Source organism: Anaerobacillus sp. QJM3NY_32, from assembly GCF_056173645.1.
This window is the reverse complement of record NZ_CM149684.1, coordinates 2148265-2162482: the sequence shown is the minus strand read 5'-3', so window position 1 is coordinate 2162482 and position 14218 is coordinate 2148265. Positions and strand designations below refer to the sequence as shown.

Sequence of the window (14218 nt, the reverse complement as noted above, 5' to 3'; positions counted from 1 at the left end):
GAAATGCTATTATCTGTTTTTTCTAAAAAGCGAGAGATTAATGAGCAATTTGAACATACCATTCAAAACTAAAAAAACAGCCTAATTAGGCTGTTTTTAAGAAGAATGTTGAGAACGACGATATTGATACTGCTTCCATTGAAAGCGAACAAAGCAACCGATACAAAAACCAAGAATAGCAATTAGTGAAGCAAGTGCCACCATAGTGGCAGACGTGATCGCTAACCAGTTCACGTTAAGGTAATAGGCGATTAATGAAACAGACAACAACGTCACAGCTATTTTTTGATTGAATTGCTGTTGATCTTTATCTTCAGGAATATATTGATTAACAGGCTTCTTTAAGAAAAGTTTACCCGCCTTCATAACTGGATTAAAGTTCATAAGTAGCCCCATTATTCCAACAATGAGAGGAATAATAAGAAATAACCAGTGATTAAAAAAGACAAATGACGTAGCAAATATAAAAATAAACGATTGATTTAGTCTCACTAGAGGTCTAGGTATAGATGAAGGCAATTTAATACCAACCTTTCTTATAGGAATATATTTATATTAAAGGATACTGCTTTTTAAGACTTTTGTATAGTCTAATGCTCATAAGAAAAAACCACCGACAAGTGGTTTTTAAAGTTAGCATCAAATATCAATGCCCCATATTTACGTTCAAGACTCTTTTAGTATGGTTTGTCTTGATAAAAATAGTTAGGAGTTACAATTTTATTTTTATATGGTTTGTGAAAAATATGCGTTGTAGCAGGTGATACAGGTGGAATGAGCCAAGTCCAATTACCCGTTACTTCTCGTTCTGCTTTCGCTTCATTTTGTTCAAATTTGTGAAATTGTTTTGCAGCAGTATGATGATCAACGATACTAATGCCATTCTTTTGATAGGAATACAAAACAGCACGATTTAACTCAACTAAAGCGCGATCTTTCCAAAGCGTCGCATTCGAAAGAGTATCGAGATTTAAGATTTTAGCGACTTCTGGTAGAAGGTTATATCGATTCTTATCTGCAAGGTTCCTAGCACCGATTTCTGTGCCCATATACCAGCCATTAAATGGGGCTGCATTGTAATGGATCCCTCCGATTTCTAATCGCATATCTGATATGATAGGCACACCATACCACTTAACATTTAAAGGAGAAAAATCATATTCCGGATGCTTAATTTGTACCTGGATAACTTCATTAGCAGGGATCTCGACGACGTTTGGACTTCCAGCATCTATACAAAAAACAAGCGGTAAAACGTCGTGTTGCGTCCCTTCACCTCTCCAACCCAGTTCCATTACTTTCTTAGTAAATGATATTGAATCAGGATCACCAATGATGCCATTCTCGGTTTCATAGCCTGCGTAACGTATGAGTTGGTGATTCCAAATTTGCACTTTACCAGGTGCGAAAATGGTGATGGAAGGTTTAATTTTACCTCCATTAGACGCCATTCGAATATGATTTATTAATGCTTCAGATACTTCTTCTACAGTACAAGCCGATCGAGCATCTAAAACAGTCATCGTATTCCAGAAAAGGCGACCGATACACTTATTGCTATTTCTCCAAGCCATTTTTGCACCTTGAACTAACTCTTCATATGTATGAGTATAGGATCCTGTATCGGTAATTTCTCTTTTTATTTCAGTTTTTCGTTTTATTAATTCGGCTGGATCTTTGTTTAATTCATAATAAGCTTGATCGACAAAGTCATAAGCACTATCTAATAATTGTTCTTTTTCCATTGTCTCAACCTCCAATAGCCTGAGACGGTTGTAACACCTGATCTTAAGCTGAATATCGTTCTATTAATCCTATGAAAAGACGTCATTTTGCACAGAAATATTATATCACACCCCTTCTATATAGGACGAATGGTACATATCAAACGATCGGTTTTAAGAAGCGATGTTTCTTTATATTGTTAATACCTCATTGTTTTGTTCATCCAAGTGAAGCCGTTCATTATGATAGCTTTTAGGAAAGAACACGTACTTGTTTACAGAAAGGGAAATATCATGTAGGATGTACGAATCAATTCATACTAAATACATCGGAATGAGGTGCATTATATATGGCTATGGAACAGCCGATTCATCGTTCAAAAACAAATTTACAATTACCGTTTTTAAAAGCGCCACAAAAACCTGTGTTAACAGGTGGCTTTATCGTTATTGGTTTACTAGCACTAATTCTGTGGCTGGATCAAGGCATTCAACAATTTGTGCTATTTGGTTTAGGCCTATTACTTGGGTACTGCCTCTTACATGCAAGATTTGGATTCACTTCCGCCTTTAGACAACTTCTTAGTGTAGGCAACGGGACAGCTATTCAATCACATATGCTTATGTTAGCTGTGGCTAGTACGTTGTTTGCGCCAATACTCGCAAATGGTTTTGGTTTATTTGATACAAATCCAACAGGATATGTTTTTCCAGTGGGAACTAGTGTTGTAGTAGGATCTTTTCTATTTGGTATAGGCATGCAACTCGGTGGAGGATGTGCTTCTGGGACACTCTATACAGTTGGATGGGGAAAGTCTGAAATGCTGCTAACGTTATTTGGTTTCATTGTTGGATCTGTCATTGGTGCCTGGCACTTTGATTTCTGGGTAAATCAGATGCCATCCTTTGAGGCAATCTCGTTAGCAGAAGACACAGGCTTAGGATATTTTGGTGCTTGGATTGCCCAACTATTCTTATTTGCTATCATATTCATTGTTGTAAGAAGCATTGCAAAGAAACGAAAGCCCCCTAAGATGAAACCTTTGCCGACATCAACTGGATGGAAACGGATCTTCCGCGGCTCATGGCCGATTTGGACAGCTGCCATTGCGCTCGGTATCCTAAATGCATTAACACTTATCTCGCGTGGAAATCCTTGGGGTATTACGTCAGCTTTTGCTCTATGGGGATCTAAGATTGCGCTGTTTCTTGGCATAGATGTTACGCAATGGGGTTATTGGTCTGGAGGAAAAGCTGCTGCTCTTGAACAATCAATCCTTACAGATTCAACTAGCGTTATGAACTTCGGTGTCATTTTAGGTGCTTTTGTTGCAGCAGGTGCTGGGGGCGCATTCGTTATGAGAAGAGTTCCATTGAAGTTAGCTGCTGCTTCTATTATAGGCGGTTTATTAATGGGCTACGGTGCTCGTCTCGCCTACGGCTGTAACATAGGGGCATACTTTGGCGGGATTGCATCCTTTAGCCTTCACGGCTGGGTATGGATGATTGTAGCTCTCGCAGGTTCATATGTTGCGCTTTATTTAAGACCACTATTCGGTTTGAAAAATCCTAAAAAAGATGATCAATTTTGCTAACGTAACTGGGCACTGGATAATATCCAGTGCCCTTCATAATGGTGAAAAATCATTGCGTATAATAAAAAGACCAGATCATTAATGATCTGGTCTAAACGATATGGAATACTAGATTTCCTCAAAATACTCTTTATAAAATCCGCCAACTTTTCCACTATTATCAACTACAAATAAAAACTCTTCTGTTTCATTCTTAACTTCATATGTTTTACCTTCTGTTAATACGCGATTGACCATATACTTCTTTGCATCTGTATGTACACACTTCACATTTTTAATAGTAGGTGCTTCTTTCCATGAATGATGAATCATCTTGTTTCACTTCCTTTCAACTTTCTTTTTATTTTACATGACAGAACCAATAAGTTAAAGGAAGATCATCTATTCCTTTTCAAACAAGTTAATCGTGGAATCACCAACTGTCTTGATGTAAAAAGAACCTGAATCGGTGAGATTCAGGTTCTTCGTTAAATTACCCTTCTAGAAGTAGCTGTTCTGGATCTTCAAGAAGGTCTTTAATTTTAGCAAGGAAGCTAACCGCTTCTCCTCCATCAACAATACGGTGATCGTATGAGAGGGCGATGTACATCATCGGACGGTTTTCCATTCTTTCCTGATCAATTGCCATAGGACGCCATTGAATTTTGTGCATTCCTAGAATACCAACTTGAGGAGCGTTCAAAATCGGTGTCGAAAGCATTGATCCGAAAATCCCACCATTAGTAATAGTGAATGAACCACCCTGAAGTTCATCAAGCTTTAATTTATTATCACGAGCTTTTTTTGCAAGGTTACCAATTTCCTGTTCGATTCCAGCAAAAGATAGCTTATCTGCATCACGAACGACAGGAACGACAAGTCCTTCTTCTGCTCCAACTGCAATACCGATATCATAAAACTTCTTCAAGACAATATCAGTATCTTGAATTTCTGCATTTAGACGTGGATATTTCTTCAGTGCGCCAACAACCGCTTTCGTGAAAAATGACATAAATCCGAGCTTTACATCATTATCTTCTAGAAACTTGTCTTTGCGACGCTTACGAAGTTCCATAATTGCTGTCATGTCAACTTCATTAAACGTTGTTAACATAGCAGCCGTGTGCTGTACTTCCACAAGACGCTTAGCAATCGTTTGACGACGACGTGACATCTTCACACGCTCTACTGGCTTGCCTTCATTTGCATCAGGAGATTTCTTTTCTTGTTTCGGAGTCTCCTGTTTCTTTTCTTGCTTAGGTGCTTCTTTCTGGTTCGCTTTATCTGCATGTGCCTTCACATCGTCTGGACGAACACGACCTAATGGATCGCGTGTTTCAACATTGTTTAAATCAACACCTAGTTCACGGGCAAGCTTACGCGCAGAAGGTGAAGCAACAGTGCGACCATTCTCGGATTTTTCTTCACTTGATTCAGTTGTATGTGCTTTAGATTCTTGCTCTGACTTCGCATCCTCAGGTGTTTCTTTTTCTTCCTGTTTTGCTTCCGCATTTTCAGTGGATTTCTCTTCTTTTGTTTCAGAAGAACTATTTTCTCCACTTCCGCTGCCAAGATAAGCAATAATTTCGCCTACTTCAACATTATCTCCTGGCTCTTTAAGAAGTTCTTCAATCACGCCATCATTTTCTGCGCTCACTTCAATGTTTACTTTATCTGTTTCAAGCTCAACAAGGTTGTCACCTTTTTCAACTTTGTCGCCTACTTTTATTAACCATTGAGAAATGGTACCTTCTGTAATGGATTCTGCTAGTTCTGGTACTTTAACTTCAATCACGACGATTACCTCCTTGATGGGAAACAGTTTTGGATGGTTCTAATACTTCTTGAATAATTCTTTCCTGGTCTTTCTTATGCACGTTAGGCTCTCCACCTGCAGGACTTGAACGATCAGGACGTCCTACATAGGTAACGGAAACTCCATCAGGTGCTGAATCGTGAATTCGAGATGCGATATAATTCCATGCTCCCATATTCTTTGGTTCTTCTTGTAACCAAATGATTTCTTTCACATTTGAATACCGTTCAAAAATCTTCTTCACTTCATCCTCAGGGAATGGATATAATTGCTCCACTCTTAAAACATGTAGCCAGTCATACTTTTCATCAGATGACTCAATTTCAGCTGCAAGATCAACAGCTACTTTCCCAGTACATAAAACAATACGTTCGACTTTCGTTTTCTTCTCACCAAGACCCGCTTGTTCAACAACGCTTAGGAACTGACCTTGACTAAATTCGAAACCAGGTGATGATGTACGTTGATTACGAAGTAGGCTCTTAGGAGTCATAATAACGAGCGGACGAACTTCTTGTTTCTCTAGTATCGCAGCTTGTCTTCGCAATATGTGGAAGTATTGTGCCGCACTAGTAAGGTTCGCAACTGTCCAGTTGTTTTCTGCAGCTAAAGTAAGGAAGCGTTCAACTCTACCACTTGAATGCTCAGGACCTTGACCTTCATAACCATGAGGAAGTAGAAGAACCATTCCTGATTTTTGTCCCCACTTAGCTCTTCCAGCAGAAACAAATTGGTCAAATATAACTTGAGCAGCATTAGCAAAGTCACCATATTGTGCTTCCCAAATAACGAGTGTTTCTGGAGCAAAAACATTATATCCATATTCGAATCCAACAACTGACGCTTCAGATAGCGGACTATTATGAATCGCAAAGGAAGACTCTGCCTGCGGTATTTCGTGTAGCGGACAGAACGTCTCTCCAGTTTCTTTATCATGAAGAACGAGATGACGTTGCGCGAATGTACCACGCTGTGAGTCCTGACCTGTAATACGAATTGGAGTTCCATCACCTAGAATAGAAGCAAATGCTAGCGTTTCACCAAGGGCCCAATCCACTTTTCCGCCCTCTTCCAACATATCAAGTCTTCTTTTTAAAATCCGCTCAAGCTTTGGATATACATTAAAGCCATCAGGACGAATTAGAAGCTTCTCATTAATATCTTTCAATGTTTCAAGTTGAACAGATGTATCAATAGTTGGTATTCCTTTAACGATTTCTTTAGGCGGCTGCAGTTCTTTTACATCTGTATCAGCTTCGCCACCCTTAGCCACCTTATCGTATTGCTCTTGTAGCTGTGCAAGAATTTCCTCATCATATTTCTCGCCATCACCACTCTCGATGACTTTCTGCTCAGTAAGATACTTCGCATAGCTCGCTCGAACAGTAGGGTGGTTTTTAATCTTTTCATATAAATGCGGCTGCGTTACAGCCGGATCATCCATTTCATTATGGCCAAATCGACGATAGCCGATGAGATCAATTAGAAAGTCTTTATTAAACTTCATGCGGTATTCGTATGCTAGGTGCATAGCAGCGAGACACGCCTCTGGATCATCCGCATTAACGTGAACAATTGGAATTTCGTAGCCTTTAGCAAGATCACTTGCGTACTTTGTAGAGCGAGAGTCCGTGCTTTCAGTCGTAAATCCAAGCTGATTGTTAGCTATGATATGAATCGTTCCACCAGTATGATAGCCTTTCAGCTGACTTAAGTTAAGCGTCTCAGCAACCACTCCCTCACCTGGGAAGGCCGCATCGCCATGAATTAAGATAGCAAACGATTTACGGAAGTCCTGCTTTGGCTCACCTTTTTCTTCACGTGTTTCTTGAGCAGCTCGAGCATAACCTTCTACAACAGGATCGACGAATTCAAGATGACTCGGGTTGTTTGCTAGTGTTACCGTTGCTTTAGCAGTATCAGACTCTTCAAATTTCCGGTCTGCCCCCATGTGATATTTAACGTCACCAGTCCAACCGTAGTTAATTCCCATTGAACCTTCTGAAGGAACGAGTTCCTTATTTGGTGCATGGTGAAATTCAGAGAATATTTTCTCGTAAGGCTTGTTTAATACGTGTGTTAGAACGTTCAAACGACCTCGGTGCGCCATACCAATCATAACGTTCTTTGCACCATCACTTGTCCCGCACTTAATAACATCGTCAAGCATCGGCACCATGGCATCAACGCCTTCGATTGAAAAGCGCTTTTGACCAACAAATGTTTTATGAAGGAATTTCTCGAATCCTTCTACTTCCGTTAATCTGCGTAGAAGCTCCTTACGATCATCATTCGTAAGTGTACGACTTACAGAGTCGTTTTCTACCATTTCATCTAGCCATTTACGCTCATCGTCTGAATGAACATGAGTGAACTCATAAGACATAGATTTTGTATAAAGATCTTGCAATTTTTGAATCGCTTGCAATCCATTGTTTACTTCATCAGGAGCATTTTCCCAAATCACTTGTGCAGGAATCGCTTTCAGGTCTTCATCAGAGAGACCGTATTTCTGTGGTGTCATGAAATCCTGATCAGATTTTTCATTAGAAAGCGGGTTGATCGCCGCAGCTAAATGACCGTATGTACGAATATTGTCGGCTAATTTAACAGCAGAAATAACCTTTTTGAGATTAGCTGGCTGACCTGAAGTTTCAACTACTTCTTGTGAAGAAGGTGGGGGTCCCCACTGGTCAAATTTTTGACGCATGTCTGGATCAACAGATTCAGGATCCTCTTGATATTTTTCATATAATTCAATGGCATAGCCAAGGTTTGGTCCATAAAATTCTTGCCATGGGTGTTCCACTCTGGACTGTTTGGTATTCAAAGCATGCTACCTCCCTGCTGGGTTTAAACTCGATTAGTGCAATGGTCTAATTGCACACCACTTTAAGCATGGTTTCTTACTTGTTCTTTACACTCATTTCGCGATTTGAAACATTCAATTTAAAAAAACGCTTACATTGATATTTTAGCATAATTTTAGACTGCTCACAAAACTTTCAAGCAAATTCTCGAAAAAAAATTTCAACGAACAATGATAAAAGTCGAAAAATTTTTCGAATATTAACACAGTGCAATACTAAATTACCACAAAGTGTTACCATAGTGAATAGCTAATATCGATTTTCTACCAATGAATATTTACAGCGGTTTATTTCTTTAGTGTCATACGAGCGAAATGCGGTCCATTTTATTTCATTCATCCTATAGGATTCGTTAAAAATTAGTTGTATGTGGAAAAGCGAAGTACTACTTACCTAAACGAATATCAGCTATAACTAAACAAAGCCGACCTTTATAGGTCGGCTTTGTTTATGTTGAATTAAGGTGTTAAGATTAGTTTTCCTTTCGTTTGACGCCCTTGAAGCATACGATGAACGTCAGCTGCTTCTTCTAAATTAAATACACCACCAATTGTTAATTTCAATTCTCCACTTTGCATATAATGTAGCAATTCTTCGAGACTCTTTTGATAAAGGACTGGTTTGCGCATCATTTGTGGCAGGAAAAAACCAACCACTGATTGATTTTTCTCCATTAGAGAGGATGGATAGAAGCGGCTTTGTTCTCCGCTCGCCACGCCATAAATAACGAGTCGTCCAAATGGAGCAAGACACTTCAACGATTTTCTAAAAACGTCTCCGCCTGCCATTTCCAGAATAACGTCCACTCCATTTCCATCTGTTGCATCTAAAACTTCTTGCTCCCATCCTTCTTTCGTATAATCCACAGTGAGATCTGCACCCATATCAGCAGCAAGGTTTCTTTTTTCTTCACTACTCGCTGTTCCAATAACCGTTTTAGCTCCCCATAGTCTTGCGAGTTGAACGGCTATCGTTCCAACGCCACCTGCAGCCGCATGAATTAAGACAGTTTCCCCATTTTCAAATCGTCCCATTGTTTTGAGTGTATGGTAAGCACTCAAGCCCTGTAGCGGTAACGCAACAGCATATTGAGGTTCAACACCTTCAGGAATGGCAATCAACCCTCTTTCATCAGCTAGCGTAAATTCTGCATAACCCGTCGCATTTTTCGTGCCTAGTAACGTCACAACAGATGATCCTGGTTTTACGGAAGTCACCTTCTCTCCAACAGCTTTCACTATACCTGCTACTTCGGAGCCTGGAACGTAAGGAAGCGGAGTTTCAACAACATATTGCCCTTCTCTTCTTGCTGTATCAGCGTAATTAACTCCAATAGCTTGAATTTCAATTAATACTTCATGACCTTTTGGTTCCGGAACATCCATGTCAATGAGTTGTAAAACTTCGGGTCCACCAAATTCCTTCAGTTGGATCGCTTTCATTGCAATTCCTCCTTTTTAACTAACCAGTCAGTATGTAACACTTTCACTATAATACAAGATATTCAAATATTCAATCTTTTTTAATTGATACCACTTCCCCCGCAATAAAAAGTGCGCCATCGGCGCACTTTTATAAATGTAGTAGACCTTCAATTACGGTTTGAGCAAGTAAATCGACATCCTTTTCTTTGATCGTTAGTGGAGGAGCCATCGTTAAAACATTGTTATAACCTGCTACCGTGTCACCATTCTTCCCTATAATTACACCTTGCGATTTGCAATAGGCGATTACTTTATTTAGCTCACTGACCTCTAACGGCTTCTTAGTGCTCTTGTCTTCGACGAGCTCGATGCCAACCAATAATCCTTTCCCTCGAACATCACCAACATTCGGGTGAGTGGCTAACCGCTCTGTTAACTGCTTCTTTAGCTTATCACCTAATGTATGTGACCGATCAAAAAGCTGCTCCTGCTCCATTATTTCTAAATTCTTTAGGGCAAGTGCACATGAAGCTGGATTGCCGCCGAATGTATTGATATGTCTGAAATGATCATAAGAATCTTTCCCCTTAAATGCTTCGTAGACCTCTTCTTTAACAGCTGTTGCAGATAATGGGAGATAACCACTTGTTAAACCTTTTGCCATTGTCACTATATCTGGCTTTACGTCATAATTCATAAAGCCGAATGCTTTTCCTGTTCTTCCGAAGCCACAAATCACTTCATCACAAATTAACAGAGCGCCGTGCTTTTCACATATTTCTTTCACGGATTTCATGTACTCTTGTTGAGGCATAATAATACCTCCACCTGTGATGATCGGTTCCATAATCATAGCGGCGACTGTTTGGCTAAGCTCCCATGTCATAATGTCATCAACGGCTTTGACCGAAGGTAGTTGTCCTTGATGATCTTGATTCTCTCTATACGTATCTGGTGGCTGTACATGTAAAAAACCCTGACCAAGTGGTTCATATTTGTATTTCCGTTGCGCCTGACCTGTTGCAGCTAATGAACCCATTGTATTACCATGATACGCTCTATAGCGGGAAACAATTTTATGTCTACTTCCTTCTCCCTTTTGCTCATGATATTGCCTCGCAATTTTGAAAGCTGTTTCGTTTGCTTCAGACCCGCTATTAGAGAAAAAGATAACGTACCCTCCACCAAGCATCTCATTTAGCTTTTCTGCTAACTTAATAGCCGGGGCGTGTGTATGCGTTAACGGATAATAAGATAACTCTTTAAGCTGATCAAAAGCTGCCTGAGCCAGTTCCTCTCGACCGTACCCAACATTGACACACCAGAGTCCAGCCATAGCATCGAGAAATTGATTTCCTTCGTAATCAGTTAACCAGGCGCCATTTGCTTTCTCAATCACCATAGTAGACTTTGGATCATATGGACGCATCGCATGCCAGACGTATTTCTCATCTTTTCCTGCAAGATTCTCGTGAGCAGTATGCATACTCTTCACTCCCCTCTAGTAGTCAAAGCGAGTTGTAATCATTTTTCTTTTTGTATAGAAATTCACACCGTCTTTTCCATTTGCATGAAGATCTCCATAGAAAGAATCCTTCCATCCCGAAAAAGGGAAAAATGCCATAGGTGCTGGAACACCAACATTTACGCCAAGCATGCCAGCATCGGCTTCTTCACGGAATTTCCTAATCGCCCCTGCATCCTTCGTATAAATTGTTGCGCCGTTACCATACCGAGATTTGCGGAGAATACCAAGCGCTCCATCAATCCCATCAGCATGTAATAAACTAAGAACAGGTGCAAAAATCTCTTCTTTTGCAATCGTCATCTCTGGTGTCACTTCATCAAAGATAGTAGGTCCAATAAAATTCCCCTGCTCATGCTCTTTCATGTCACTGCGTCCATCACGAATTAACGCTGCTCCTTCTTCTAAACCTTTATCGATGTATCCAAGAACTTTTTCACGATGTGATGCTCGAATGACTGGCGTTAGCAACACCTCTTCATCTAATCCATTCCCCATCTTCAATTCATTTGCTTTGTCTTTTAAAGCAGAAATAAACGCTTCACCGTCTCCAACAATAACCACGGCACTACAAGCCATACAACGCTGACCTGCACTACCAAATGTCGAACTAATGACTTGTTGAACAGCCTTTTCGATATCTGCATCAGGCATCACAATATGATGATTTTTGGCACCAGATAGCGCCTGCACTCTTTTACCTCGTGATGCCGCTTGTTCATAAACATATTTAGCAACGGGCTGAGAGCCTACGAATGACACTGCTTTTACTTCTTCATGTTCTATCAATCCATTTACAACGTCATGAGCACCGTGCACAATATTAAATACACCTTTTGGTAAACCAGCTTCTGTTAACAGTTCCGCTATACGGTTAGCAAGAATGGGCGTACGTTCAGAAGGCTTCAAAACAAACGTATTCCCACAGGCAATGGCAAGAGGAAACATCCAATGAGGTACCATCATTGGAAAGTTAAATGGAGTAATTCCCCCAACAACACCCACAGGATAGCGGAACATCTCTGAATCTATACTTTCAGCGATCGTAGACAGATTGTCTCCCATCATTAAAGAAGGTGCTCCAGTCGCAAACTCCACACATTCAATACCACGAAGCACTTCTCCATATGCTTCTTTATAACTCTTTCCATTTTCTTTAACAACGAGCTCAGCTAGTTCCTCGTGGTTTTTCACTAGAAGGGAATGATACTTAAACAATACTCGTGCCCTTTTTGGAACAGGAACTTTGCTCCATGTTTCAAATGCAGTGGTCGCAGCATGAACAGCAAGATCAACGTCTTCTTTTGACGATAGTGGCACATATGCGAGGTTCTCTTCTGTTGCAGGATTTGGGACGTCAAGCGTATCTTTACTTTTGGCGTTTACCCATTCCCCATTAACAAAGTTTTTTAATACGGCCGTTTCCTTCTTTACAACTGTCATTACATGCCCTCCTTTGATTCGTTCATATCTTTATTGTAGGGGATGTAATGGCACTCATACATTAGACAAAACGTAACATGGATGAGGAGCCTATTGTACACGTTGCACATTTTATCCATTTTGTTTCAAATAATCGTATGCATGTAACGAGAATTCAATAGCTTGCCGCTTAGGAGAGCACATAAAATCACTCCCAAGTAACTCTTCCAATTTTTCTAACCGATGATAAAGGGTCTGTCGTACAACGTAAAGCTGTTCAGCCGTTTCCTTTTTTGATCCATTGCAACACATGTAGACTTTCAACGTATTTAGTAAGTTGCTGTTATTCTTCGAATCATATTGAATAACGGGGTCTAAATAATCAAACATAAATTCATTAAGTTCTCTCCCCTTAGCTAGTTGGAAGATCATACGGTAAATATGGAAGTCATTGTAGTAGGTCACTATAGATGATTGTGAGAATAGTTTCTCATTCATGACAAGTGTCTCAAGAGATGAATCATAGCTTTTATGCATGTCTTTTAAGAGGTGGACATGTTTACCTACTCCTATTTTCTCCACTTCTGGTACAGACTCTTTTTGTAAGATGTCGCTTTGAAGAAAACGTTCAAAGGCCTCTCGTAAACGGTGATCAACATCTGCTTCAGATCGACGATTTAGAATGATGATTATCAGTTTATTCCTTGATGTTAACGATAATACAAAGAAACCTTCCTGTTCAAAAACAGACCGCATGAGAAGCATAAAGTATGTCATCTGAGAAGAAGTGTAGGTATCATGATGTTTTTTGAATTTACACGTGCATACATGAAGACCTCGTGGAATAAGTGTTTCATCCACATCTACAAGATAGGATAAAACTCTTTCTTCAGAATGCTTTCCTTCAATCCAATCGTATAACCATTCAGTTTCAAGAGCTCGCTTCTTCTCTTCAATATATAATTCTCGTAAAAGATATTGAGCGATTGCCGTAGCACTTCGATCAAGTAGTAGCATATCGTAATCAGAAATCGAAGCATGTTGCGCAGGGACAAGTATGAGATTCGCAAAGTGATAATCCATTGCACGAACATGTTGGAGCACGAGGCCTTTACCCTCTGGTTGGATCGTAAGAAAATGCAAAAACGTATCCTTTTTTTCTTCCGTTGCTTCAGGTGCAAAAATAGGCTCAGCTTCTTTAGGGTTATAAATCACCTGCATACCTGTTTTTATGGAAAGTAGCGTTAAAATCTTTGTTAAACATCCTGGTACAAGAAGAAGGTTATTGAGTTCCTGTGAAAACTGCTCCAGATCTGAAATCATTTGATAGTGATGGGCAATTAAGAGGGAGTGAAGGTCCTGTGTGATATCAACGAATCGAACTTCTCTTGTAAATGCAATAATGGGGAAATGATACTGATCGGCAAGTTCGATTATTTCTGAAGGGATATGATCCATGTATGTACCTATTTCAATGCAAAGACCAGCAGCTTTACTTTGTATCAATTGCTGCACAATAGAGCGAAAAACACTTATGTTATCTTTCCAAACAAATCCTGTGGATAAAATCAATTCTTCACCGTGTAATAGCTGCTTTACACTGGTTACTTCCATAACGTGAACCCATTTAATTCTTCGATCTAATCCGTTTTTTCCAGCTAAGACAGTAGCATGATGAAAATGTTCTCTCTCTAACACTTCATGGACCGTTAAACTAGTCATTCGCAGCATCCTACCACTTCCTCTTCTGAAGATTATATGGTTAATCTAATCATGAAGTTTTGCTATTCAGGGGTTTTACGGCACATAATCTTTCAATCATCATTTATGATAACGCTTACATCTTGTGAGGATAACTTTACT

Annotated in this window: 10 protein-coding genes; 1 reads left to right on the top strand and 9 read right to left on the bottom strand. The window is 39.8% G+C overall.

The genetic code is table 11. The features are described from left to right. Positions 1-96 precede the first annotated feature (96 nt). On the bottom strand, positions 97-519 hold the full coding sequence (locus AC0VYH_RS11480; protein ID WP_430246458.1) for a DUF4395 domain-containing protein: 423 nt from the start codon (positions 517-519) through the stop codon (positions 97-99). Between the two features lie 158 nt (positions 520-677). Beyond that, positions 678-1745, bottom strand: a complete 1068-nt coding sequence (locus tag AC0VYH_RS11475) for a nitric oxide synthase oxygenase (RefSeq protein WP_475367417.1) — start codon at positions 1743-1745, stop codon at positions 678-680. A 335-nt stretch (positions 1746-2080) separates the two neighbouring features. On the opposite strand from AC0VYH_RS11475, the gene AC0VYH_RS11470 reads away from it, so the two are divergent. Continuing rightward, positions 2081-3319: a YeeE/YedE family protein gene (locus AC0VYH_RS11470; RefSeq protein WP_475369056.1), complete on the top strand. Its 1239-nt coding sequence runs from the start codon at positions 2081-2083 to the stop codon at positions 3317-3319. 108 nt (positions 3320-3427) lie between these two features. Here the strand turns inward: AC0VYH_RS11470 and AC0VYH_RS11465 are convergent, their stop codons facing one another. From AC0VYH_RS11465 to AC0VYH_RS11435, 7 genes are all read right to left on the bottom strand, one after another. Then, entirely contained in the window at positions 3428-3631 is a 204-nt protein-coding gene (locus AC0VYH_RS11465) for a DUF6501 family protein (RefSeq protein WP_194221665.1), read from the bottom strand. 160 nt (positions 3632-3791) lie between these two features. Continuing rightward, positions 3792-5093: a 2-oxoglutarate dehydrogenase complex dihydrolipoyllysine-residue succinyltransferase gene (odhB, locus tag AC0VYH_RS11460; protein ID WP_475369007.1), complete on the bottom strand. Its 1302-nt coding sequence runs from the start codon at positions 5091-5093 to the stop codon at positions 3792-3794. Beyond that, positions 5086-7944 carry a 2-oxoglutarate dehydrogenase E1 component gene (locus AC0VYH_RS11455; RefSeq protein WP_475367415.1) on the bottom strand — a complete coding sequence of 953 codons (2859 nt, stop codon included), beginning with the start codon at positions 7942-7944 and terminating at the stop codon, positions 5086-5088. The genes odhB and AC0VYH_RS11455 overlap by 8 nt, the downstream gene beginning before the upstream one ends. Before the next feature lie 498 nt (positions 7945-8442). Continuing rightward, the gene (locus tag AC0VYH_RS11450) at positions 8443-9426 is read right to left on the bottom strand and encodes a quinone oxidoreductase family protein (protein ID WP_194221662.1); all 984 of its coding nucleotides are present in this window, start codon (positions 9424-9426) and stop codon (positions 8443-8445) included. 130 nt (positions 9427-9556) lie between these two features. Then, positions 9557-10894 carry an aminotransferase gene (locus AC0VYH_RS11445; protein WP_475373767.1) on the bottom strand — a complete coding sequence of 446 codons (1338 nt, stop codon included), beginning with the start codon at positions 10892-10894 and terminating at the stop codon, positions 9557-9559. A gap of 15 nt (positions 10895-10909) precedes the next feature. Then, positions 10910-12376, bottom strand: coding sequence for a CoA-acylating methylmalonate-semialdehyde dehydrogenase (locus tag AC0VYH_RS11440; RefSeq protein ID WP_475373766.1), 1467 nt, complete (start codon positions 12374-12376; stop codon positions 10910-10912). Positions 12377-12487: 111 nt separating this feature from the next. Continuing rightward, positions 12488-14077, bottom strand: coding sequence for a PucR family transcriptional regulator (locus AC0VYH_RS11435; RefSeq protein ID WP_475373765.1), 1590 nt, complete (start codon positions 14075-14077; stop codon positions 12488-12490). Between the last annotated feature and the right edge of the window lie 141 nt (positions 14078-14218).